The 25,041-nt window shown below is 33.4% G+C and carries 19 protein-coding genes; 8 read left to right on the forward strand and 11 right to left on the reverse strand.

All coding sequences use genetic code 11. The features are described 5' to 3' along the window. Window positions 1-23 precede the first annotated feature (23 nt). Both EV144_RS00695 and EV144_RS00700 read left to right on the forward strand, forming a co-directional pair. Complete coding sequence (locus tag EV144_RS00695) at window positions 24-1,358, forward strand: DEAD/DEAH box helicase (protein ID WP_134145183.1); 1,335 nt, start codon at window positions 24-26, stop codon at window positions 1,356-1,358. An 87-nt stretch (window positions 1,359-1,445) separates the two neighbouring features. Next, window positions 1,446-2,705 (forward strand): NAD(P)/FAD-dependent oxidoreductase, encoded by a 1,260-nt coding sequence (locus EV144_RS00700; protein WP_134145185.1) that lies wholly within the window; start codon window positions 1,446-1,448, stop codon window positions 2,703-2,705. Window positions 2,706-2,867: 162 nt separating this feature from the next. On the opposite strand, the gene EV144_RS00705 is transcribed toward EV144_RS00700, so the two are convergent. Continuing rightward, window positions 2,868-4,097 carry a multidrug effflux MFS transporter gene (locus EV144_RS00705; RefSeq protein WP_134145187.1) on the reverse strand — a complete coding sequence of 410 codons (1,230 nt, stop codon included), beginning with the start codon at window positions 4,095-4,097 and terminating at the stop codon, window positions 2,868-2,870. A gap of 116 nt (window positions 4,098-4,213) precedes the next feature. On the opposite strand from EV144_RS00705, the gene EV144_RS00710 reads away from it, so the two are divergent. The 4 genes from EV144_RS00710 to EV144_RS00725 all read left to right on the forward strand — a co-directional run bounded on the left by EV144_RS00710 (window position 4,214) and on the right by EV144_RS00725 (window position 7,955). Continuing rightward, the gene (locus EV144_RS00710; RefSeq protein WP_134145189.1) at window positions 4,214-4,633 is read left to right on the forward strand and encodes a hypothetical protein; all 420 of its coding nucleotides are present in this window, start codon (window positions 4,214-4,216) and stop codon (window positions 4,631-4,633) included. Between the two features lie 76 nt (window positions 4,634-4,709). After that, on the forward strand, window positions 4,710-5,090 hold the full coding sequence (locus tag EV144_RS00715; protein ID WP_134145190.1) for a hypothetical protein: 381 nt from the start codon (window positions 4,710-4,712) through the stop codon (window positions 5,088-5,090). A gap of 351 nt (window positions 5,091-5,441) precedes the next feature. Next, window positions 5,442-7,355, forward strand: coding sequence for a DUF294 nucleotidyltransferase-like domain-containing protein (locus EV144_RS00720; RefSeq protein ID WP_134145192.1), 1,914 nt, complete (start codon window positions 5,442-5,444; stop codon window positions 7,353-7,355). A gap of 3 nt (window positions 7,356-7,358) precedes the next feature. Continuing rightward, window positions 7,359-7,955 carry a 3'-5' exonuclease gene (locus EV144_RS00725; protein WP_134145194.1) on the forward strand — a complete coding sequence of 199 codons (597 nt, stop codon included), beginning with the start codon at window positions 7,359-7,361 and terminating at the stop codon, window positions 7,953-7,955. Between the two features lie 260 nt (window positions 7,956-8,215). Here EV144_RS00725 and acs read toward each other — a convergent pair whose 3' ends face one another. The 7 genes from acs to EV144_RS00760 all read right to left on the reverse strand — a co-directional run bounded on the left by acs (window position 8,216) and on the right by EV144_RS00760 (window position 18,920). After that, complete coding sequence (gene acs / locus EV144_RS00730) at window positions 8,216-10,126, reverse strand: acetate--CoA ligase (protein ID WP_134145196.1); 1,911 nt, start codon at window positions 10,124-10,126, stop codon at window positions 8,216-8,218. Between the two features lie 489 nt (window positions 10,127-10,615). Further along, the gene (gene ilvC / locus EV144_RS00735) at window positions 10,616-12,085 is read right to left on the reverse strand and encodes a ketol-acid reductoisomerase (protein ID WP_134145198.1); all 1,470 of its coding nucleotides are present in this window, start codon (window positions 12,083-12,085) and stop codon (window positions 10,616-10,618) included. 88 nt (window positions 12,086-12,173) lie between these two features. Beyond that, window positions 12,174-12,695: an acetolactate synthase small subunit gene (gene ilvN, locus EV144_RS00740; protein ID WP_134145199.1), complete on the reverse strand. Its 522-nt coding sequence runs from the start codon at window positions 12,693-12,695 to the stop codon at window positions 12,174-12,176. Window positions 12,696-12,783: 88 nt separating this feature from the next. Then, window positions 12,784-14,472, reverse strand: a complete 1,689-nt coding sequence (ilvB, locus tag EV144_RS00745; RefSeq protein WP_134145201.1) for a biosynthetic-type acetolactate synthase large subunit — start codon at window positions 14,470-14,472, stop codon at window positions 12,784-12,786. 158 nt (window positions 14,473-14,630) lie between these two features. Continuing rightward, window positions 14,631-16,304 (reverse strand): dihydroxy-acid dehydratase, encoded by a 1,674-nt coding sequence (gene ilvD / locus EV144_RS00750; protein ID WP_134145203.1) that lies wholly within the window; start codon window positions 16,302-16,304, stop codon window positions 14,631-14,633. 268 nt (window positions 16,305-16,572) lie between these two features. Continuing rightward, entirely contained in the window at window positions 16,573-17,691 is a 1,119-nt protein-coding gene (gene leuB, locus EV144_RS00755; protein WP_134145205.1) for a 3-isopropylmalate dehydrogenase, read from the reverse strand. Between the two features lie 53 nt (window positions 17,692-17,744). Then, a complete protein-coding gene (locus EV144_RS00760) occupies window positions 17,745-18,920 on the reverse strand; it encodes a 2-isopropylmalate synthase (RefSeq protein ID WP_134145207.1) in 1,176 nt (391 codons plus the stop codon). A gap of 155 nt (window positions 18,921-19,075) precedes the next feature. Here EV144_RS00760 and EV144_RS00765 point away from each other — a divergent pair, with 155 nt between their 5' ends. Further along, window positions 19,076-20,620 carry a hypothetical protein gene (locus EV144_RS00765; RefSeq protein ID WP_134145209.1) on the forward strand — a complete coding sequence of 515 codons (1,545 nt, stop codon included), beginning with the start codon at window positions 19,076-19,078 and terminating at the stop codon, window positions 20,618-20,620. Between the two features lie 190 nt (window positions 20,621-20,810). Here the strand turns inward: EV144_RS00765 and EV144_RS00770 are convergent, their stop codons facing one another. Further along, window positions 20,811-22,466 (reverse strand): M1 family metallopeptidase, encoded by a 1,656-nt coding sequence (locus EV144_RS00770; protein ID WP_134145211.1) that lies wholly within the window; start codon window positions 22,464-22,466, stop codon window positions 20,811-20,813. A 166-nt stretch (window positions 22,467-22,632) separates the two neighbouring features. Here EV144_RS00770 and EV144_RS00775 point away from each other — a divergent pair, with 166 nt between their 5' ends. After that, window positions 22,633-23,331, forward strand: a complete 699-nt coding sequence (locus tag EV144_RS00775) for a carbohydrate-binding family 9-like protein (protein ID WP_134145213.1) — start codon at window positions 22,633-22,635, stop codon at window positions 23,329-23,331. Window positions 23,332-23,487: 156 nt separating this feature from the next. Here the strand turns inward: EV144_RS00775 and hisIE are convergent, their stop codons facing one another. Further along, window positions 23,488-24,087, reverse strand: a complete 600-nt coding sequence (gene hisIE / locus EV144_RS00780) for a bifunctional phosphoribosyl-AMP cyclohydrolase/phosphoribosyl-ATP diphosphatase HisIE (protein ID WP_134145215.1) — start codon at window positions 24,085-24,087, stop codon at window positions 23,488-23,490. A gap of 133 nt (window positions 24,088-24,220) precedes the next feature. Then, entirely contained in the window at window positions 24,221-24,976 is a 756-nt protein-coding gene (gene hisF / locus EV144_RS00785; RefSeq protein ID WP_134145217.1) for an imidazole glycerol phosphate synthase subunit HisF, read from the reverse strand. Window positions 24,977-25,041 lie beyond the last annotated feature (65 nt).

Consider the following 25,041-nt stretch of genomic DNA (forward strand, 5'->3'; position numbering starts at 1 on the left):
GAAACAAAATTAAAATTTACAATATGTCTAAACCATTCTCAGAATTAGGGATTTCAGCGCCCATTTTAAAAGCTTTAAGCGAATTGAACATTGTTGAACCAACAGAAATTCAACAAAAAACGATTCCGCTTTTATTGGCTGAAAATCACGATTTAGTAGGTTTAGCAAAAACCGGAACAGGAAAAACTGCAGCATTTGGATTGCCTTTATTGCAATTGGTTGATACAAATTCTACTATTGTTCAAGCCGTTATTTTGGTTCCAACCAGAGAATTAGGACAGCAGATTTTTAGAAATTTAGAAGATTTTGGAAAACATATTCCAAATATCTCTATCGCTTCTACTTGTGGCGGAATCCCAATAAAACCTCAAATTGAGCGTCTTACGCAACCAACACATATTGTTGTAGCAACTCTGGGACGTTTAATAGATTTGATTCAGCGTAAAGCAATTGATTTAAAAGAAACTCAATATTTAGTTTTAGATGAAGCCGACGAAATGGTTTCTATTCTTAAAGAAAGTCTGGACGAAATTATTGCTGAACTTCCTAAAAAACACCGCACTTTATTGTTTTCTGCAACTTTACCGGGAACAATCAAACAACTGATTCAGAATTATTTAAATAAGAATGTAATACAAGTTAGCGCCAGCATGGAAACTGTTGGTAACCAAGGAATTGACCACGAATTTATTGTTGTTGATCCAATTGAAAAACTGGACGTTTTAATGCATTTTTTGAATTCTAAGGAAGGCGAACGCGGGATTATTTTCTGCAAAACAAAAGCTGCAGTAAATAAACTGGCTAAAAATCTGGCTATTAATCGTTTTTCTTCTGGAGCACTTCATGGAAGTTTGTCTCAGGGAATTCGTGACAGAATTATGGAGCAGTTTCGCGAAGGTCATATTAATATTCTTGTCGCTACAGATTTGGCAGCGAGAGGGATAGATGTAAAAGAAATTTCGTATGTGGTTAATTATCACTTACCAGACACGTACGAAAATTATGTACACAGAAGCGGTAGAACGGCAAGGGCAGGGGCAAAAGGGCTTTCTCTGACTGTTTTACAGCAAGAAGAAGTTGTTGAAATTGTAGATTTTGAAAAAGAATTAGGAATTAAATTTCATGAATTTAAAAAACCTTCTGCTGTTAGTTTAGAAGAAAATAATACGCTTTTATGGGCGAAACAAATCTTTAAAACGAAACCAAATCACGATATTTCTGCGGAATTAAAAACGAAAGTGAAAACCGTTTTTCATCACCTTACTAAAGATGAATTAATAGAAAAATTAATGGCGAATTATGTTTTGCAGAACAAAAACGATGTAGTTGAAAAACCTGTTAAAAAATTCAAAAAGTAAGCTGTACAGACTTTGTAACTGTTAAATTTTGTTGTACATTTAAGGTAATTTAAAAGATCAAATAATCTTATTCGTAAAACAACATATATGAAAATAGTCATTATTGGAGGTGGTTTTGCAGGTATAAATCTAGCAAAAGAACTTGTAAATCATCCTCAAATACAAGTTACACTTGTCGACAAGAATAATTATAATTTTTTCCCTCCACTTATATATCAGGTTGCAACCGCTTTTTTAGAACCATCGAGCATTAGTTATCCTTTCAGAAAATTTTTTGCAGGCAAAAAGAATCTTGAATTTCGTTTGGGCGAATTAGTTTCTGTAGTTCCAGCAGAAAATAAAATAATCCTAAATAATGGAGAATTAGAGTATGATAAATTGGTATTTGCCACAGGTGCAGAAACCAGTTATTTTGGTATGGAAAACGTTATGAAAAACGCCATTCCGATGAAAACCTTAAATGATGCCATCGAAATGAGAAATACGCTGCTAAAAAATCTTGAAAAAGCAGCCATTACCAAAGACATGCGCAAACGTCGTAAATTATTAACAATTGTTGTGGCCGGAGGAGGCCCAACAGGAGTTGAAGTTTCTGGAATGTTTGCCGAAATGCGTAAAAATATTTTATTAAAAGAATATCCGGAATTAGAAACCTCTGCCAGCAATGTTTATTTGGTTGATGGAGGAGATGCACTTCTGGCTCCTATGAGCAAAGAATCTCAACAAGATACTTTAAAAGCTTTAACAAATCTTGGTGTTGTTGTAAAGCTGCACACCCGAGTTACAGATTATGTTGATGATACGGTATATTTTGAAAACGGAGAAACCATCAAAACTAAAAACTTAATCTGGGCTGCCGGAGTTTCTGCTAAAATCTTTGACGGAATTCCGCAAGAAAGTTACGGACGCGGCCGACGTATGGCAACAGATCAATATAATAAGGTAAATGGTCTTGAAAATGTTTATGCCATTGGTGATACTGCAATTTTATCTGGTGATAAAAATTTCCCAGACGGACACCCGCAGGTTGCACAAGTAGCTATTCAGCAAGGAATTAACCTGGCTAAGAATTTCATGAAAATGGTAACAAACAAGCCATTAAAACCTTTTATGTATAATGATAAAGGTTCAATGGCAATTATCGGAAAAAATAAAGCTGTTGTGGATTTACCAAGTCCAAAATGGCATTTTAATGGATTTTTTGCCTGGATTATTTGGTTATTCATTCACTTGATTTCATTAATAACCTACAGAAACCGATTAAACACATTCTGGAACTGGATGGTTGCATATTTTGCTAGAGACCAATCTCTTAGAATGATTATTCGACCTGATAAAAGACAATAGTTTTTAAATAAATTTCAAATTTTTTAAATTCCAAATTCCAATAAAAAGCCAGAACATAACGTTTCTGGCTTTTTTTATTTTAGAATTTAGATTGTAGAGTTTAGATTGTCTTGGAATTTGGAATTTGGGATTTAAAAAATTGGAATTTAATCCTTTAATCCCTTAGTGTCCAACAATAACATCGTCATCTGCAGAAACTTCAACTTGTTGTTTTATAAAACGTTTGCCGATATTTAAAACAATAAAAGCAATAATTGTAGTGGATGTCATAATAAAAACCATTGGTGCGATAGAATCTTTAACAAAAATTCCAACAGCAAATGATGCCAAAGCTCCTAAACCTAACTGTATAGCGCCCATTAAAGCCGAGGCACTTCCTGCGTTTTTAGCAAAAGGCGCCATGGTAAGTCCTGCGGTATTTGGATTTGAAATTCCTAAACAACCTAAGAATAAAAACAACATTGCAATCGTTTCATACAATCCTAATAGATTATTTAGCGAAAGTAAGAGAAAAACAATACTGATTAAAGATTGCAGAATTAATGCCGCAAAAATCATTTGTTCGCTAGTGAATTTCTTCAATAAAACTGAATTTAACTGACTGGAACCGATAAAACTAACAGACATAAAGGCAAAAATCCATCCGTATGTTTTGGCATCAACATGATAAATATCCATAAAAATTATAGGAGAGGCCGCAACGTATGTAAATAAGCCCGAAAAAGCAATTGATCCGGTAAAAGCGTAGGTAAAGAATTGAGGTTCTTTAAGCACTTTTAAAAAGTTAGAAATAATTGGTTTTGGTTTTAAAGAAATCGAAGTATCTGGTTTATAACTATTTGGAAGACCTAATTGTGAAGCCGTTAAAATAGCAATTCCCATGCACATTAGAATTAAAAACACGGTATGCCAGCCAAAATCTTCGGTTACGTAACCTCCAATTGTAGGCGCCAGCATCGGCGAAAGCCCTAAAACTAGCATTAAAAGAGAAAATACCTTTGGAATATCTTTTACGGGAAACAAATCTCTAACCATCGCAACAGAAGCAACTGTTGCAGCACAACTTCCTACAGCTTGAATGAATCTTAAAAAAATAAATCCATCAATATCAGTTACATACACACAGCCTAAAGAAGCCAGAATATAAACCATTAAACCGATAAACAAAGGTTTTTTACGTCCGAAACGGTCTAATAATGGTCCATAAAGTAATTGTCCAGCAGAGATTCCGATAAAATAACTCGATAAACTCATCGAAACTTTTGCGACAGTAGTGTGCAGATCTTTTGCAATGCTTGAAAAACCAGGCAGATACATATCAATAGAAAAAGGCCCAAGAGCAGTTAAAGATCCTAAAATAAGGATGAGTTGAATATATTTTTTTGTTGTCATTTTCTTAAAATATGGCTTATAATTTTCAGCAAAGGTAAAGATTTCATACCTTGTTGTATAATCAAATGCATTCTTAAATAAAAAGATTGCTATTTATTAATCTAAATTTAAAAATTATGAAAAAGTATCTTTTACTATTATCTGTTTTATTTACGTCGTTTTCTTTTGCACAAAATATAGAATCTAAAAAAGAAGATGTCACTACAGCACAATATGAACTGCTGCAAAAAGTGAATCAATATTATCCTGATATCACGTTAAACAAATCTATTACCAATTTTTATGCTGGATCTACAATTATAGATTCTCAACAGGAATTTGATATTAAAGGAACAAAATTTTCAAGTTATAAAATCGGTATTGAACCAGATAACAAAAAATTAGTTTTTGAATATGTGTCAGACGAAACTGGAAAAGTTTATGGAGATGTTACGATTTTTAAAGGACACGCTTTAAGAACAACTTTTAATGAGAAGAACAATCAAATTGAAGTTTCACTTGACGGAAAATCCGTTTATTTGAAAAAAATAAAATAAATTTTCATTTAAAGGAAATATGAAGCATCACACACGTGATGCTTTTTTAGTTTATATTTGATAAAATTTACTTTTAATGAAAAAGATTATTGTTTTACTGTTTTTGATTTCTTTTCAGGGATACTCTCAAGCCAATCGATTTACAGGAACCTGGAGCAGCGAAAATTGCAAAGACTGCAAAAAAGATTATATTTTAACTTTAAATATAGCACAGTCAAATTCTAAGATTTACGGAACTGCAGAAGTTACGAGCAGTTTTGCAGAATTGAATTCTGGAGTTTTAGAAATTTCCGGTTACGTGTATACTATGGGCGAACGTGCACAGATTACTTTAAAAGGAAAAAATGGAATTGGTGCAAGCGCAGTACTTTTTGAACAAGATGGAAAATTACAGTTTAATAAACGTGGCGGGGACGATATTGTACCAAAAGAAGTGATTATGAGTAAAATAAACTAAAAGGCGCTATTTTTAGCGCTATACAATTTGACCTATAATTTATATTATGTAAAATAGAATATTTAGAAAATCACTCCTGTATATTCCTTATATAAATCACTTTTAGATATTAATACGATTTATATATACTCTGTATCAACAACTTACTTCTTTTAAAAAACAATAAGCAGAAAAATAAATAGTAAAAACCTGCGATAACTTAGATTATAAACTTAAAAAAAGATTTTAAAGCCTGTAAATCACAGATTATTAGCTTTTCCTTAAAATGACTAGATTATCACAAAGTTGCTTCATTGTAAGAGTTTATTTTATTATTTTTACATTCGATACTTTAAAGATAAATATCAACCGATGAATACAATTGCAGAGCATATTGCTGACTTTTTAAAAGAATATCCGCCATTTAATAATTTGACTTTTCAAGAATTGTCAGATATCGCTACGAATATTCGTGTCCTAAATTTAGAAAAACACGCAGTATTGTTTCAAAATAACGATCTGCTTCACGACAGCTTTTATGTTGTAGCTTCTGGTATCATAAATTTAACGACGATTGCAGATGCCGAAGAAACGATAATCAACAAATGCCACGAAGGTGATATTTTTGGTTTACGCCCGTTTTTTGCCAAAAATAACTATATGATGACGGCAAAAGCCCGTGAGGAAAGTATTATTTATGCTATTCCGATCGCGGTTTTTAGACCATTTGTTGCCAATAATTCAGACGTTTTAAACTTTTTATTAGAAAGTTTTGCTGTAAATTCAAGACATACGAAAGACAGCGTTAGCTCTAACGGAAAATTAATTTCTGAAAATGGCTATATCGATCAGCAGTCAGAAATGCAATACATACAATCGCTTACTTATAATACTTCACCCTTAAAAACGGAAAGTCATCATATTGTCAAAGATGTTGCAATTCTTATGACGGAAGCCATGGTTGATAATATTGTGGTATGCGAAAAAAATAATCCGATTGGTATTGTTACTGATGGAGATTTAGCTTCAAAAATTGCTACAGGCCGTTATCCTATCACAGAAACGATAGATAAGATTATGTCTTCGCCGGTTGTTACTGTAATTGAAAATGTGTCTTTAGCCGAAGCACAGTTGTTGATGCTAAAACATAACGTTTCGCACCTTTGCGTTACTAAAGACGGTACAAGTAAATCTGCTGTAAAAGGAATTATTTCTGAGCACGATCTTATTGTAGCACAAGCCAGTAACCCTGGTGTATTAATCAAAGAGATTAAGCGCTCGCAGTTACCAAAAGACTTAAAACAAATACGTGATCGTTTGTCTGATTTGATTCAAAACTCAATTCAGAAAAACATTCCAATCTCGCATATTAGTAATATTGCCAGCGAAATCAACTTGGCAATAATCAAACGTGCGGTAGAGCTTTCTATTTTAGATTTAGGCTCCCCTCCTGCACGTTTTGCATGGTTAAGCATTGGAAGTCAAGGTCGTAAAGAACAACTTTTACTAACTGATCAGGATAGTATTTTGATTTTTGAAGATGTTACGCCAGAAAAATACAGAGAAGTAAAAGATTACTTTTTGAGATTAGCTAAAAGAGCTACTGCTGTCTTAGAAAAAGTAGGTTATGAATATTGCCCAAACGGACATATGGGAAGTAATATGTTATGGTGTAAATCATTGACTGACTGGACAAAACAATACAACAGCTGGATGAATACTCCAGGTGAAAACAGCAACGATTTGAGTAGTATTTTCTTTGATTATGAAATTGTTTTTGGTGAAGCAAAAATTGAAGAAGTGATCGAAAATGTTATTTTCAAAAATGCTGTAAACAATACTTTATTCTTTGACTTTTTAGGAAATGATGCTTTAAAAAGAAATTCACCTTTAAGCTTTTTCAAAAAATTTATAGTTGAAGAAGAAGGTCCGCAAAAAGGAAAATTTGATATTAAAACCCGTGCTTTAATGCCTTTAATAGACTCTGCACGTTTATTAATTTTGAATGCCAATATTAAAGGAATTAAAAATACTTATTTAAGATTCAAACAATTAGCGATAACAGATTCTAAAAACGCCGAAATATATTTAAGCTGTGCCGAGGCTTTTCAGACGCTTTCAAAATTCAGAACCGTTGAAGGTTTAAAAAACGATGATTCTGGACAATACATCAATTTGAGAGAGATGTCTAAAACAGATAAGGAGAAGTTAAAAAATGCCCTAACCCCAATGAAAGACCTTGAGGAACTAATTAAGAGTAAATTTCAACTGACACAATTCTCGTAAAATATGCTAGACTGGCTTAAAAACATTAATAAAGATTATCCTGACTTCTGGAAGGATTACTTAATTAAATTCGAAACTAAACCCAACAGGTTTGTAGTTTTATCTACAGAAACTTCTGGGCTAAACCCGGATAAAGATGTTATTTTATCTGTGGGTGCTTTTTCTGTGGTTGACGATGGTATTGTTATTAAAGAAAGTTTTGAAACGGTTTTGCTTCAATATAAATTTTTGCAGGATAATGGTCTTTCAAATGAATTTATTATTGAAAGTAAAATGATAAAGATGCCGGAGCCAGAAGCTTTAGAAGCTCTTATCAATTTTATTGGCAATGCTGTTCTTGTGGGACATCATATCAATTTTGACATTGAAATGCTGAACGCGGCGCTGGAACGTCTGGATTGCGGCAGAATAAAAAATGAAGCTCTAGATGTTGATGTGATGTACAGAAAACTAACTGATATTAACGACAAACAATTTTCGCTTGACGATTTATGCGAAATTTATAAAATTCCAAAAAGTGATAGAAATTCTTCTTCTGAAGATGCTTATAAAATTGCTCTTGTATTTTTGAAATTAAAATCTCGATTGGGGATTAAGTAAAAATAAATTCCAAATTTTTAAAATTCCAAATTCCAATATACTTTGCTTTGACTTTGCTCAGCAGGACAAAAAAAAAACAAAAATGCCTCTTAATATTTTAAGAGGCATTTTTTTATTATTATAAATTTTAAAAATTTAGTTTTTGAAATCCAAATGCTGCGCTTCGACTTCGCTCAGCGTGACAACCTGAAACTTCAAACCTGAAACTTCAAACCTGAAACTTCAAACCTGAAACTTCAAACCTAAAACAAAAAACTTCTTTAAGAAATTCTTTCTTTCATAATTTCTTCTACAACTTCCGGATTTAATAATGTTGTTGTATCTCCAAAATTAGAAAAATCTCCTTCGGCTATTTTACGTAAAATTCTACGCATGATTTTTCCAGAACGTGTTTTTGGCAACCCAGACACAAACTGAATTTTATCTAGTTTTGCGATTGGTCCAATATGATCCGAAATATATTGATTGATTTCTTTAGATAAATTTTCTTTATTTCTATCTTCTCCAGTTTCTTTTAGAATTACGTAACCGTATAAAGCATTTCCTTTGATGTCATGCGGGAATCCAACAATAGCAGATTCTGCAACAGCTGGGTGCTCGTTGATAGCATCTTCTATAGGAGCAGTTCCTAAATTATGTCCAGAAACAATTACAACATCATCTACTCTACCTGTAATTCTGTAATATCCAACTTCATCTCTTAATGCACCGTCTCCTGTAAAATATTTTCCAGGGAAAGCAGAGAAATAAGTGTCTTTGTAACGATCATGATCTCCCCAGATAGTTCTCGCGATTCCAGGCCACGGGAATTTAATACACAAACTTCCAACAACTTGATTTCCTTCAATTTCGTTACGTTTTTCATCCATTAAAACAGGCTGAATTCCTGGTAATGGAAGTGTTGCGTAAGTTGGTTTTGTAGGCGTTACAAATGCAATTGGCGAAATCATGATTCCTCCAGTTTCTGTCTGCCACCAAGTATCTACAACTGGACATCTTTTATCTCCAACGTGGTCATTAAACCAGTGCCAAGCTTCTTCGTTGATTGGTTCTCCAACAGACCCAATAACTTTTAAAGATTTTAGAGGATATTTTTGAATATAATCTAAACTTTCTTTTGCAAGCGAACGAATTGCAGTTGGTGCTGTATAGAATTGTGTAATTTTATGTTTTTCAATAATGTCCCAGAAACGGCTAAAGTCTGGATAAGAAGGAACTCCTTCAAAAATTACTGTTGTTCCTCCATTTAATAAAGGTCCGTATAATATATAAGAGTGACCTGTAATCCAACCGATATCTGCTGTACACCAGAAAATATCATTTTCTTCGTGACTGAAAACATTTTTGAATGTATAAGCTGTATAAACCATGTAACCAGCAGTGGTATGAACCATTCCTTTTGGTTTTCCTGTTGATCCTGAAGTATATAAAATAAATAACGGATCTTCTGCATCCATAATTTCGGCTACGCTGTTATCTAATGCTTCGTCTAATAAAGGTTGTAAATAAACATCACGGCCTTCTTTCATTTTGATAGCGGTATTGGTTCTTTTTACAACCAAAACTTTAGAAACAGACGGGCAAGTATCTAATGCTTCGTCTACAATTCCTTTTAAATCAATTGTTTTGTTTCCTCTGTAACCTCCATCAGAAGTAATTACCATTTTACACTCACAGTCGTTGATTCTCGCAGAAACTGCAGAAGCAGAAAATCCAGCAAAAATAACAGAGTGAATAGCTCCAATTCTGGCACAAGCCAATACTGTAACAGCCAATTCCGGAATCATCGGAAGGTAGATACAAACTCTGTCTCCTTTGCGTACGCCTTGCTCACGCAAAACATTTGACATTTTAGAAACACGTTCGTATAATTCGTTATAAGTTATATGTAAAGCTTCTTCAGAAGGATCATTCGGTTCAAAAATGATAGCCGTTTTTTCTCCTCTTTTGCTTAAGTGTCTGTCGATACAGTTTTTGGTAATATTTACTTTTGCTTCTGTAAACCATTTTACTTCGGCGTCGGCCATATTAAAATCAACAACTTTGTCCCATTGCTGATACCACGTAAAATTCTCTTCCGCTATTTTTCCCCAAAATTTTCTTGGTTCTCTTATTGACTTATTGTAATGTTTAAAATATTGTTCTAAATTTTCAATTTTATAATAGCTCATAGTTCGTGGAAATTTTTTTTATAAATGTATTAAATATAGCCGTATTCTTAAAATTATTTAATCTATAAATTTTAACTAAAAAAAACATATATCAAAAAAAATATATCTTTTTTATGAATTAATTGTAAAAAAATAGTTTTTTACCGAAAATTGTAAATTGCAAAAAAGGCATAATACGTGAATATTATGCCTTTTTTATTTAACAAATTTCAATAACAATTAATTTTGTAATTCTGCATTGCTTATTTCTTTTATTCCGAAAATAGCAGCATCTGTATTAATTAAAACAGAATCTTAGCAAGTATATTTTACTATACCCCATTCAAGGGAATCGCTTCACTTAACTTACAATTTCCGAAGTTAAGTGAATGCAATTTGCATCTATATCCATTTTCTTAATAAGTGCTTACTAATTCAAAATATTATATAAAACAGTGATACAGTGCAGATCCCACAATCATACTCGCATGTGTGGTACTCCCAATTATATTATCCAATTTTTTTCATTGCAGTCATAGATTCTCTCAACCAAGCTCCTACTTCTTCGATAGGGTGCTGACGGATTTCTTTGTTTACTGCAATTAGAACTGCATTATCAACTGCATTTGATGTTGAAAATGGTTTTCCTATTATATTAGTTTCTACTTTTTTCATAAACTCAGTCAATAACGGTTTACAAGCATGGTCAAATAAATAACAACCATATTCTGCTGTATCCGAGATAACGCGGTTCATTTCAAATAATTTTTTTCTTGCAATTGTATTTGCGATCAATGGCAATTCGTGTAATGATTCGTAGTAAGCCGATTCTTCGATGATTCCAGCTTCTGTCATCGTTTCAAAAGCCAATTCTACACCAGCTTTTACCATAGCGATCATTAAAACTCCATTGTCAAAATATTCTTGTTCTGGAATTGCAGCTTCTTGTGGTGCTGTTTTCTCGAAGTTAGTTTCTCCTGTTGCAGCTCTCCATTTTAATAAGTTTACATCATTGTTAGCCCAGTCAATCATCATAGTTCTAGAGAATTCTCCAGAAATGATATCGTCTTGGTGTTTTTGGAATAACGGACGCATAATGTCTTTTAATTCTTCAGCAATTTCGTAAGCTTCGATTTTTGCAGGATTAGAAAGACGATCCATCATATTTGTAATACCACCGTGTTTCAAAGCTTCTGTGATAGTTTCCCATCCGTACTGAATTAATTTTGAAGCGTATGCAGCATCAATTCCTTTTTCTACCATTTTATCAAAACATAAAATAGATCCTGTTTGCAACAAACCACAAAGGATAGTTTGCTCTCCCATTAAATCTGATTTTACTTCGGCAACAAAAGATGATTTTAAAACTCCCGCTCTGTGTCCTCCAGTTCCTACTGCGTAAGCTTTTGCCTGATCTAAACCAAAACCGTTTGGATCGTTTTCTGGGTGAACAGCGATAAGTGTTGGTACACCAAATCCTCTTTTGTACTCTTCACGTACTTCAGATCCAGGACATTTTGGAGCACACATAATTACAGTGATATCTTTACGAATCTGCATTCCTTCTTCAACAATGTTGAATCCGTGAGAATATGCTAGAGTCGAATCTTTTTTCATTAATGGCATAATTGCAGTTACAACAGCTGTGTGCTGTTTGTCTGGTGTAAGATTACAAACTAAATCTGCAGTTGGAATTAATTCTTCATATGTACCAACAGTAAAACCATTTTCAGTAGCATTTTTATAAGAAGCTCTTTTCTCAGCGATTGCATCTGCACGTAATGCATATGAAATATCTAATCCAGAATCTCTCATGTTTAAACCTTGATTCAAACCTTGTGCACCACAACCTACAATAACAACTTTTTTTCCTGCTAATGCTGAAATTCCGTCTGCAAATTGAGATTGGTCCATAAATTCGCAAACTCCTAATTGCTCTAATTGTAATCTAAGTGGTAGTGTGTTGAAATAATTTGCCATTTTTTTTAAAAATATTTAATGAATGTGTAAACTTAATAATTGATTAATATATAACTATTTACAGCCTAAACTGCTTTGTAAAATGATACTATTCGAATGTTTCTAATAAGGAAGAAATTTCCATTTTTTCTTTAGAAACTGATATTCTGCCAGAACGTACAAACTGCATAATTCCGTAAGGTTTAAACTTTGCGTACAATTCTTCAATTTCAGAACGTCTTCCTGATTTTGAGATTACAAAGAAATCACGGGAAACCGTTACAATTGTAGACTGGCTTTCTTTGATGATATTCTGAATTTGTTTTTCATCGAATAACAAACTAGAAGCAATTTTAAACAAAGCATTTTCTAAGAAAATTGTTTCTTCGTCTGTATGATAAAATGCTTTTATAACTTCGATTTGTTTTTCAATCTGTCCAACAATATTCTGAACCCATTTCTCTGTAGTTTCTACTACAATAATAAATCTAGAAACATTCTCTATTTCTGATTCTGAAACGTTTAAACTTAATATATTAATGTGACGCTTTAAGAATATTCCTGATATTCTATTTAATAAGCCAACATTATTTTCTGAATATACCGATATGGTAAATGTTTTATCTTCCATTGTTTTTTAGTTTTTTTTTGTTTCAGGTTTCAGGTTTCAAGTTCTGTTGCGAACGTGAAACCTGAAACTTAAAACTTGAAACTTTTTTTTAGCTTAATCTAATTGCAGAAACACAGGCTCCTGTTGGAATCATTGGAAATACGTTATTTTCTTTTTCGACCATAACTTCTAAGAAATAAGAATCTTTTGATGCCATCATTTCGGCAACAGCAGCGTCTAAATCTTCGCGTTCTGTAACTCTCTTAGATTTAATATGATATCCTTCTGCAATTGCAACAAAATTTGGATTGATCATTTTTGTTGAAGCATATCTGTTGTCAAAAAACAATTCTTGCCACTGACGTACCATTCCTAAAAATTCATTGTTTAATACCACAATTTTTACCGGAACTTGAGTCTGAAAAATGGTTCCTAATTCCTGAATTGTCATCTGGAAACCTCCATCTCCAATAATCGCAACTACTTCGCGGTCCGGTCTTCCCATTTTGGCTCCAATTGCAGCCGGAAGAGCAAATCCCATAGTTCCTAATCCTCCAGAAGTAATATTACTTTTGGTTGAATTAAATTTAGCATAACGACAAGCAAACATTTGATGTTGTCCAACATCTGAAACCATAATCGCATCACCTTTTGAGTGCTTGTTGATCATTTCTATGGTTTCTCCCATCGAAATTCCTTTATTATTTGTTGGATTTAATTCTTCGCCAATAACCGAATCAAATTCAATTTTATATTTTTCTTTAAATTCATTGTGCCAAGCTTCATGCGCTTTTCCGTCGATTAAAGGCAACAAAGCAGTTAATGCTTCTTTTACATCACCTAAAACAGCAACTTCTGTTTTTACGTTTTTATCAACTTCAGCAGGATCAATTTCAAAATGAATCACTTTTGCCTGTTTTGCGTATGTTTTTAAATCTCCAGTTACACGGTCGTCAAAACGCATTCCTAATGCAATAAGAACATCACATTCATTAGTCAATAAATTTGGTCCGTAATTTCCGTGCATTCCAAGCATTCCTACGTTTAACGGATGAGAAGTTGGCAAAGCAGAAAGTCCTAAAATTGTCCATCCCGCAGGAATTCCAGATTTTTCGATAAACGCTTTCAATTGTTCTTCGGCTTGACCAAGAATAATTCCCTGACCAAAAACAATAAAAGGTTTTTTTGCACTATTGATTATCGCTGCAGCTTCGGCAACTTTGTCTAATTTTAATTTCGGAACCGGAACATAACTTCTAATTGCCGTACATTTTTCATAACTAAAATCAAACTCATCAAACTGAGCGTTTTTAGTAATATCAATCAATACAGGCCCTGGACGTCCAGAACGTGCAATATAAAATGCTTTTGCAATAATTTCAGGAATCTGAGAAGCTTCAGTAATTTGAAAATTCCATTTTGTTACCGGAGTCGAAATTCCGATAATATCTGTTTCCTGAAATGCATCAGAACCTAAAAGGTGTCTTCCTACTTGTCCTGTAATACAAACTAACGGCGTAGAATCGATCTGTGCATCTGCAATTCCCGTAACTAAATTTGTAGCTCCCGGTCCAGAAGTTGCAATCGCAACTCCAACTTTTCCTGTAGCTCTTGCGTACCCTTGAGCCGCATGTGTCGCACCTTGTTCGTGACGTACCAAAACGTGGTGTAACTGATCTTGAAATTTATATAATTCGTCGTAAACCGGCATTATCGCTCCACCTGGGTAACCATAAATTAAATCTACTCCTTCTGCTAACAAACATCTTATAACGGCTTCTGCCCCTGATATTCTCATAGTATATTTTTTTTATCAATGTCAATTTCAAAAATCAATATCAATGTCAATTGCAAAAATCAATTTCAAATTTCCCTGTATTGATATTGCAATTGTATTTTGTTATTATTTTTTTGATATTGTTATTGCCATTGATATTGATTTTTGATATTTAAAATTTATTTATCGGTAACGCATCCTGTAGAAGCGCTTGATACCGATCTTGCGTATTTAAGCAAAACTCCTCTGTCTACTTTTAAAGGAGGCTGAACCCAACTTGCTTTTCTTGCAGCAAATTCTTCGTCAGATATCTTCAGATCAATAGTGTTTTTTACTGCATCAATAGCAATTATATCGCCATCTTTAACCAGTGCAATTCCACCACCATCATAAGCCTCTGGTGTTACGTGTCCTACCACAAAGCCATGCGAACCTCCAGAGAATCTACCGTCTGTGATTAGGGCACAACTGCTTCCTAATCCAGCTCCAATAATAGCAGATGTAGGTTTCAGCATTTCAGGCATCCCTGGACCACCTTTTGGTCCGCAATACCTGATGACGACTACATTACCTGGTTTAATTTTTCCGGCTTGAAGACCTGGAATTACTTCAAATTCTCCTTCAAAAACTACAGCAGGACCTTCAAAATATTCTCCTTCTTTTCCGCTGATTTTTGCAACAGCTCCTTCAGAAGCAAGGTTTCCGTATAAAACCTGAATATTTCCTGTTGGTTTTAATGCTTTTTGTATTTCGTGGATTACTTCTTGTCCATCTTGTAAATCTGGAGTAGAAGCTAAATTTTCTGCTACTGTTTTTCCTGTTACTGTCAAACAATCTCCGTGGATCAATCCTACTTTCAATAAATATTTCATTACAGAAGGAATTCCTCCCACTTCATGAATATCTTCCATCATGTATTTTCCACTAGGTTTCATGTCGGCAAGAACTGGAGTTTTGTCGTTAATTGCCTGAAAATCATCTAAAGTGATTTCAATACCAACTGAATGCGCCATTGCGATTAAGTGCATAACTGCATTTGTAGAACCTCCTAAAACCGCTACAATTGTAATAGCGTTTTCAAAAGCCTTGCGTGTCATGATATCTCTCGGCTTAATATCTTTTTCTAATAAAATTTTGATTGCAGCTCCTGCAGCCAAACATTCGTCTCTTTTTTCCTGACTCAAAGCCGGGTTAGAAGAACTGTATGGCAAACTCATTCCTAATGCTTCAATTGCAGAAGACATTGTATTTGCTGTGTACATACCACCGCACGCACCAGCTCCCGGACAAGCATTTTGAATAACTCCTTTAAAATCTTCCGGAGTAATTTCGCCTTTTACTCTTTTTCCTAAAGCTTCAAAAGCAGAAACAATATTCAAAGATTCACCTTTCCATTTTCCAGAGTGAATAGATCCACCGTAAACCATCATCGATGGGCGGTTTAATCTTCCCATTGCGATTAAGGCTCCAGGCATATTTTTATCACAGCCGGGAATTGCAATAATACCATCGTAAAATTGTGCTCCAGCAACTGTTTCTATAGAATCTGCAATTACATCTCTGGAAACCAAAGAATAACGCATTCCTTCTGTACCGTTTGAAATTCCGTCACTAACACCAATGGTATTAAAAATAAGTCCGACCAGATCTACATCCCAAACACCTTTTTTAACATCTTTTGCTAAATCATTTAAGTGCATGTTGCAAGTGTTACCATCGTAACCCATGCTCACAATACCTACTTGTGCTTTTTTTAAATCTTCTTCAGTTAAACCAATCCCGTACAACATAGCTTGCGCCGCAGGTTGTGTTTGATCTTGAGTGATGGTTTTGCTGTACTTATTTAATTCCATTATGTATTATTTAATTTAATTTTTATTCAAAAAAAAACCTTCCAGTATTTGGAAGGTTTGTAATATAGTTTTTCAATTATATTTATACCATTCCCGATGCAGATGTGCTAAACACATTGACAACAACGACAGAAGTAATAATAATTGAGATTTGCATCTTTTCTATTTTTTAGTGTTACAAAAGTAAGCAAACTTATAGAACTAAAAAAATAAAATCTCAACATTTACAGTACTTCTTGTTATTTATTTCATTATTTTAATAAAAACTTTAAACTATTGTCGATTGTCCGATAGTAACGTTATCATTATTAAAATAAAGTAAATCGTCTTTACTAAAAATGAAGTTAGAAACAAACTCCCCTACTTCATTTGTACCAAATTTTGAATCTGGTTTTAAGTCAACCGTAACTACCTTGTGTTCAATTGCTTTTTTAACAGCCAGAAAAACTACATTCGCTTCTTTAGTTAATCCAAAATGCTCTAACAACATTCCTGCAGCTAAAATCGAAGCAATCGGATTGGCAATATTTTTTCCTTTTGCCTGCGGATAAGATCCGTGAATTGGTTCAAACAATGCATTTTTCTCTCCTAAAGATGCTGATGGCAACAAACCAATAGATCCTGTAATTACGCTGGCTTCATCCGATAAAATATCTCCGAACAAATTCTCAGTCAAAATCACATCAAATTGTTTTGGATTTAAAATCAATTGCATTGCTGCATTATCCACAAATAAAAAGTCTAACGCTACATCCTGATAATTTTCACTCACTTTCTGAACTACTTTTCTCCATAATCTAGACGTTTCCAAAACATTTGCTTTGTCTACAAGAGTTAACTTTTTACGACGATTTTGTGCCGATTTAAAAGCCAGATGTGCAATTCTTGTAATTTCTTCTTCTGAATATTCACATAAATCTGAAGCATGTGTTCCTTCTTCGTTTAATGTTTTAGTTCCAAAATAAGCTCCGCCCGTTAATTCTCTGAAAATTGTAAAATCTGCTCCTTCAATAATTTCTCTTTTTAATGGAGAAGAATCAATTAAAGCTTTGTAAGGTTTGATTGGACGAATATTGGCAAACAATCCTAATTCTTTTCGCAATTTTAATAAACCTTGCTCTGGACGAACTTTTGCATTAGGATTATTATCATATTTAGGATCTCCTATCGCGCCAAGCAAAACCGCGTCTGTATTCAGACAAAGATTTAAAGTTTGTTCCGGCAATGGACTTCCTGTTTTATCAATCGCAACAGCTCCCATGAGTGCGTCTTCAAAAACAAATTCATGATTATAAACCTCCGCAATAGCGTACAATGCTTTTTTAGCTTGTAAAATAACCTCAGGTCCAATTCCATCTCCCGGTAATACTGCAATTTTCAAATTCATAACGTCTCGTTCTTTATGTATTTAAATCCTTATTGTTCCTAATTTTTGTTTAATTAACTTCTAATTAAATCACCTTCAATTTTAGAAGCTTCAATAATTTGGTGAATATCTGCATCAACCACTTCTTTTTTGATATCTGCAAATTTCAAAAACTCAATATATACAATGTCTAATTGTACTTTTGTAAGTTCGTAACCCACTTTTTTAGCACGGTAAGCCAATGCTGCTCTTCCGCTTCTTGCTGTTAATATGATTGACGATTCATTTACACCCACATCAAGCGGATCCATGATTTCGTAAGTTGCTCTGTTTTTGATAACGCCATCCTGGTGAATTCCAGAACTATGAGCAAATGCATTTGCACCAACAATTGCTTTGTTTGGCTGCACGATCATTCCCATACTTTCAGAAACCAAACGGCTCATTTCGTTTAATTCTCTTGTATTGATATTAGTATCAAGATTTAAGTAAGGATGTTGTTTAAAGATCATTACCACTTCTTCAAGCGCTGTATTTCCAGCTCTTTCGCCAATACCATTAATAGTACATTCTATTTGTCTCGCTCCGTTTATAGCACCCGAAATTGAGTTTGCAGTTGCCATTCCTAAATCATTATGACAGTGACATGAAAGGATTACGTTTTCGATTCCTTTTACGTTTTCTTTTAAGTATTTAATTTTTGCACCATATTCTTCTGGCAAACAGTAGCCTGTAGTATCTGGAATATTAAGTACCGTTGCACCAGATTTAATAACCTCTTCGCAAACTCTAGCCAAGAAAGCATTATCTGTTCTACCAGCATCTTCTGCGTAAAACTCAACATCTTCTACATACGATTTTGCGTGAGCTACTGCAAATTTTGCTCTTGCAATAATATCTTCTGGTGTAGTTTGTAATTTATGGAGGATATGAGATTCTGAGGTTCCGATTCCGGTATGGATTCTAGGTTTTTTAGCATGCTTTAACGCAGCTGCCGCAACATCAATGTCGTTTTTTACGGCTCTTGTCAATCCGCAGACGGTTGCATTTTCTACAATTTTACAAATCTCAGAGACTGATAAAAAATCGCCCGGACTAGACACAGGAAAACCTGCTTCGATAATGTCAACTCCCATTTTGTCTAGTCGTTCTGCGATAACTAATTTTTGCTTAGTATCTAACTTACATCCTGGAACTTGTTCACCATCGCGCAAAGTGGTGTCAAAAATTTGAACTTTCTCTCTATTCATATTCATTTATTTAATGTAATTTCACATCTTGATAACAAATATATATTGTAGTTCTACAGTATGAAATTCATTTTAATGAAATTATACTGTTCATAAAACAATTTTAACGCTATTAAATTACTAAAAACCAATAAGTTACATTATTATATTTTACAATGGCTAACCATCAAAAAGATTTCTTATTTGTTCTGATCAAATCGCTTACAAAATCTGAAAAAAGGCAGTTTAAAATTTTTGCAAGCCGCTTAGAAACGAGTTCTAACACAAAATTTATCGAATTGTTTAATATTCTCGATAAATCCGAAAACTATGATGAAAAGCTTATTCTTAAAAGCGGCGTAATACAAAAAGTTCAGCTATCTAATTTAAAATCATATTTATACAAGCAAATATTAGTCAGCATTAGGTTGAATATTCCGAGCCAGAATATTCGTTATCAATTGCGCGAACAAATGGATTTTGCTGTTATTCTTTATAATAAAGGATTGTACAAACAGAGTTTAAAGATTTTAGACAAGACCAAACAACAAGCGCTGGAAAATGATGAAAAATATATGGCGTATGAGATTGTTGAGTTCGAAAAACTTATAGAATCGCAATATATTACACGAAGTATTCAGGGCCGCGCAGACGAATTGGTTGTTCAGGCCAAAGAATTAAATTACAGAAATACCATTTCGAGCAAATTATCTAATTTATCGCTGCAGTTGTACGGAATCATGCTGAAAACCGGTTACGTAAAAAGTGATGAAGAATATAAATATATAGACGATTATTTTAACCGTCATGTTGCCAAATTAGACGAAAGCAAATTTGGTTTCCGCGAAAAATATTGGTTTTACAATGCCAGTCTTTGGCGTAGTTTTCTGGTTCAGGACTTTTTGGCCAGTTATAAATTTGCGTACAAATGGGTAACGCTTTTTTATGATAATCCAAGCATGATTTATCTAAATCCGGTATTCTTTCTTAAAGGAAATCATTACTTTTTAGAATCGCTTTATATGTTAAAGTATAAATCTAATTTCAAAAAATACCTGACTCTTTTAGAAGAAACGATTGCAGATCCAAAATTTCCCGTCAATGATAACATTGCATCGCTATCATTTCTATACGTTTATAATAACAAACTGAATTTACACATTCTGGAAGGTACTTTTGCTGAAAGCGAATATCTTATTCCGGAAATTTTAAATAAATTGAAAGTTCACAGCGAGCATCTTGATGAACACCACGAAATGTTGTTCTTTTATAAAATTGCTTCTATTTATTTCGGAACCGAAAAATACAATGAATGTATTTTTTATTTAGATAAAATCATCAACAACAAGAACTTAACGATGCGCGAAGATTTAATGTGTTTTGCAAGACTTTTATCGTTGATTGCACATTATGAATTAGGAAAAGATTATTACTTAGAAAATCACCTTAAAAACACGTATAAGTTTTTATTGAAAATGAATGACTTACACGAAGTCCAAAAGGAAATTATTAAATTCCTGAAAAACCTGAATAACTTTTATCCTGCTGATATCAAAAAAGAATTCATTAAAATGCGCCTTCGTTTTATTGAATTAGAAAAGAACACTTACGAGAAAAGAGCTTTCCTTTATTTAGATATTATTTCGTGGCTTGAAAGTAAAATCGAAAACCGCAAAATTGCTGATATTATAAGAGAAAAAGCAAAATTGAATAGTCGATAAGTTTTAAATTTCAATTTTTTAAAATTTCAAATTCCAATCTATAAAAAACCCGACAAGTTTTAAAAACCTGTCGGGTTTGTGTTTTTTTGGTCATTTCGACCGAAATGACAAACTCTGAGAATAAAAAAATTCCAAATCCCAACAAAATTGGAATTTGGAATTTTTTAAAATATTGGAATTTTATAAACTCCTACTCTATAATATTAGAAGTCGTAACATAGAAGTTTTTGTCAACTTCTAAAGTTCTGTTTTCATTAGTTGTTTTTTCAGACTGCCATTCCGTAGTAGGTTTTAACCAAGTTTCAACACCATTTATTTTAACTTTAACCGGCATATCAAATTTAGTAACACAATTTGTCCAGTGATATCCTAAAGTTCCATTTTTAAACATATATTCAAAAACCGGAATCTGAGTTGTAGTCAAATATTGTGCGTAAACTCTATTAAAATTAACTCCAGATTGTTCGTTAATATAATCTTCAATTTGTTTAGAAGTAACCGTTTGATGGTAAAACGTTTTATTTAAACCGCGTAAAATCGATTTCCATTTTGCATCATCATTTACAATCTGACGAATTGTGTGCAGCATGTTTGCTCCTTTTGGATACATATCTCCTGATCCTTCATTATTTACATCATAATGGCCGATAATTGGTTTATCATTCTGAATCCCTTTTCTACATCCAATAACATATTCAGCACCAGCTTCTTTTCCATAATAATATTCCAAAAACAAACTCTCAGAATAATTGGTAAAACTCTCGTGAATCCACATATCTGCAATATCCTTATACGTAATATTGTTTGCAAACCATTCGTGCCCAGATTCGTGAATAATGATAAAATCAAATTTCAAACCCCAGCCTGTTCCGCTTAAATCACGTCCTAAATATCCTTTTTTATATTGATTTCCGTAAGTCACAGAACTTTGATGTTCCATTCCTAGATAAGGCACTTCTACTAATTTGTAACTGTCTTCGTAAAACGGATAAGGTCCAAACCATTCTTCAAAAGCTTTCAGCATTTTTGGAGCATCTTTAAAATGTTCTTTTGCCAAAGCCAAATTATCTTTCAAAACGTAATAATTACAATCTAAATCTCCTTTTTCACCTTTAAATACTTCAGAGAAATTCGCATAATCTCCGATATTAATGTTTACACCATAATTGTTAATTGGGTTTGCAACATACCAATTAAACGTTTTGGTTCCGTCTTTCTCTTTTTTAACGCTTTTTAATCTTCCGTTAGAAACTTCGGTCAAATCCCCGGGAACATTTACAGTGATCAGCATGTTTTCAACTTCATCGTACATGTGATCTTTGCAAGGCCACCAAACGCTCGCCCCTAAACCCTGACAAGAAGTAGCAATAAAATCTTTTCCGTTTTTATCTTTACTCCAGGAGAATCCGCCATCCCAGGGTGCTCTCACGGCTTCTTTAGGTTTACCTCCAAATGAAATTATAATTTCTTTATTATCACCAACTTTTTGTTTTTCATTTAAAGTAATAAAGAAAGCATTTCCGTCTCTTTCAAACTTCAAATCTTTACCATTTTGAGTGACTTTAGTAATATTCATAGGTTCCTGCAGATCAATCTGCATTTTATTACTTTCTGTCAGAACAGAATAACGAACCGTATTTGATCCCGTTATCGTTTTTTCTTTTGGATTTACTTTTACATCAAGGTGATAATATTTTAAATCCCACCAAACTCTTTCTTTTGTAATGCTGCCACGCAAAGAATCCTGATGTGTAAAGACTGTTTCTGATTTGTTTAAAAGTCCCTGCGCATTTGCAGTAAAGCCAACTAAAAAGGCAATTAAAACGCCGCCGAAGTATTTTTTCATTATTTAATAATTTGAAATAAATAGTGTATTTATACGAACTGAATCTATAACAAATGTAAACATTCGAATCAAATTTTTAATAATTTTATAAATTCTATTAAAAAGATTTAGTGTTAAAATTGAATATTCTTCTCTATTTTAGCTTTTTAAAAACATTCGTCTTTTTATGAAATTCAGTTCTCTTCTATATACCTTATTTTTAGCAGTTTCTATTACAGGTTATTCTCAATCCATTCCGATTTATAAAACAAATGAAAATATTATAATTGATGGCGATTTATCTGATTGGAAAACACCATTTTTAGGTCCTTTTGTAATACATAATTCTGGAGAAAAAGCCACACAAAACACCTTTGTTTCACTTTCGTGGAATGACAAAAACCTATATATCGCTTATCGCTCTGAAGATTCAAAAATTATTGGATCACAGCAAAAGAAAGATTCACCAATTTTCAACACAGACGATTTGGTAGAAATTTTTCTGGATCCCGACGGAAATGGACTGAATTATGCAGAAATTGGAGTAAATGCTTTTTCTACAAATTATGATATGCTGATTGAGTGTATTTCGCCAGTTTGTGGCGGCTGGAAAACCTCTAAAACATTTACTATTTTAGGAATGGAAACAATAAGTAAAATAACTCCAGAAGGTTTTTGCACCGAAATAAAAATCCCGTTTGCAAGTTTAGAAAGCATAAAAAATGACAATTTCATCAAACCAAAAACTGGAACAAAATGGAAAGGAAATACTTTTAGAATTGATTACGGTAACACAACCGAATATCTTGCATTACAACCTTATAAAAGCAAAAAATATGGTTTTCATCAACCAGAAGAGTTTGCTGTTTTTGAGTTTTTAGAATAGTTTGAGGTTTCGGGTTTCAAGTTTCAAGTTCTTTGTGTGGGCTTCGACTTCGCTCAGCCAGACAAAAATGACTATCATCCTGAGCGAAGTCGAAGGATAACCTCATTTCAAACTTGAAACTTGAAACTTGAAACTTGAAACTTGAAACAAAAAACCTTACTTCTGACGTTTCTTCAAAACATCAACAACATCATTCAGTTTAAAACCTTTTGCTTCTAATAAAATCAAATAGTGAAAAAGCAAATCAGCGCTTTCGCTAAGGAACAAATCGTCATTATCATCTTTTGCTTCAATAACTACTTCTACAGCTTCTTCACCTACTTTTTGCGCAATTTTATTAATTCCTTTTGCAAATAAAGATGCTACATAACTTTGCTCAGAATCTGCATTGTCTCTGCGGGTTTTAATCGTATTTCCTAAAGTAGACAGAAAACCATAACTTTCTTTGTTTTCTTCCTGCCAGCAGGTGTCAGCGCCTGTGTGACAAGTTGGCCCAGACGGTCTTGCCTGAATTAAAAAAGTATCGCCGTCACAGTCGTTTTTAATATCAATTAAATTCAAAAAATGACCGCTTTCCTCGCCTTTTGTCCAAAGCCTTTGTTTTGAACGGCTGAAAAAAGTTACTTTTTGAGTTTCTAATGTTTTTTGAAGCGCTTCTTCGTTCATATATCCCAACATCAGAACGTTTTTAGTTTCTGAATCCTGAATTATCGCCGGAATTAATCCGTGTGCGCTTTTTGTAAAATCTGCAGTCATTGTATATTTTAGATTTTAGAGTTCAGATATTAGAGTTCTGAAATCTTGTTATTTTTTATTTTAGATTCGAAAATTGTTATTTTGATTGAAATTGACTTTTGATATTGGAATTTGGAATTTAAAAAATTGAAAATTAAATCCTTACTTCAATATCGTTATTCTTAAGTTCTTGTTTCAACGCTTTGATTTCAATTTCTTTAAAGTGAAAAACGCTTGCTGCCAAAGCCGCATCCGCTTTTCCTTCTTTAAACGAATCTACGAAATGTTGTATATTTCCCGCGCCGCCAGAAGCAATTATCGGAATATTGATTAAAGTTGATAATTTAGCCAAAGCTTCGTTTGCGAATCCGTTTTTAGTTCCGTCGTTGTCCATTGACGTGAAAAGAATTTCTCCCGCGCCGCGTTCTGCAACTTCTACAGCCCAATCGAAAAGATTTAATTCAGTTGGAACTTTTCCACCAACCAAATGTACAATCCATTGTCCGTCAATTTGTTTCGCATCAATTGCTACGACAACACATTGACTTCCGAATTTCTGCGCCAAATCATTGATTAACTGTGGATTTTTTACTGCTGATGAATTAATAGAAACTTTGTCTGCGCCATTATTTAAAAGGATTTCAACATCTTCTACAGACGAAATCCCACCGCCAACCGTAAACGGAATATTGATTTTTTCCGCAACACTTCGCACCATATTTACCAGCGTTTTTCTGCGTTCTTCCGTTGCCGAAATATCCAGAAAAACCAATTCGTCTGCACCCTCAGCCGAATATATTGCCGCCAATTCCACAGGATCTCCCGCATCACGTAAATCTACAAAATTTACGCCTTTTACAGTTCTTCCGTTTTTTATATCTAAACAAGGTATGATTCTTTTTGCTAACATCTTTTTAATGTGTTAATTGAGATAATTAGTTAATTAGATAATTTTCTGCATTTGCTAAATAATTA

The organism is Flavobacterium sp. 270 (assembly GCF_004368785.1).
GTDB lineage: Bacteria > Bacteroidota > Bacteroidia > Flavobacteriales > Flavobacteriaceae > Flavobacterium.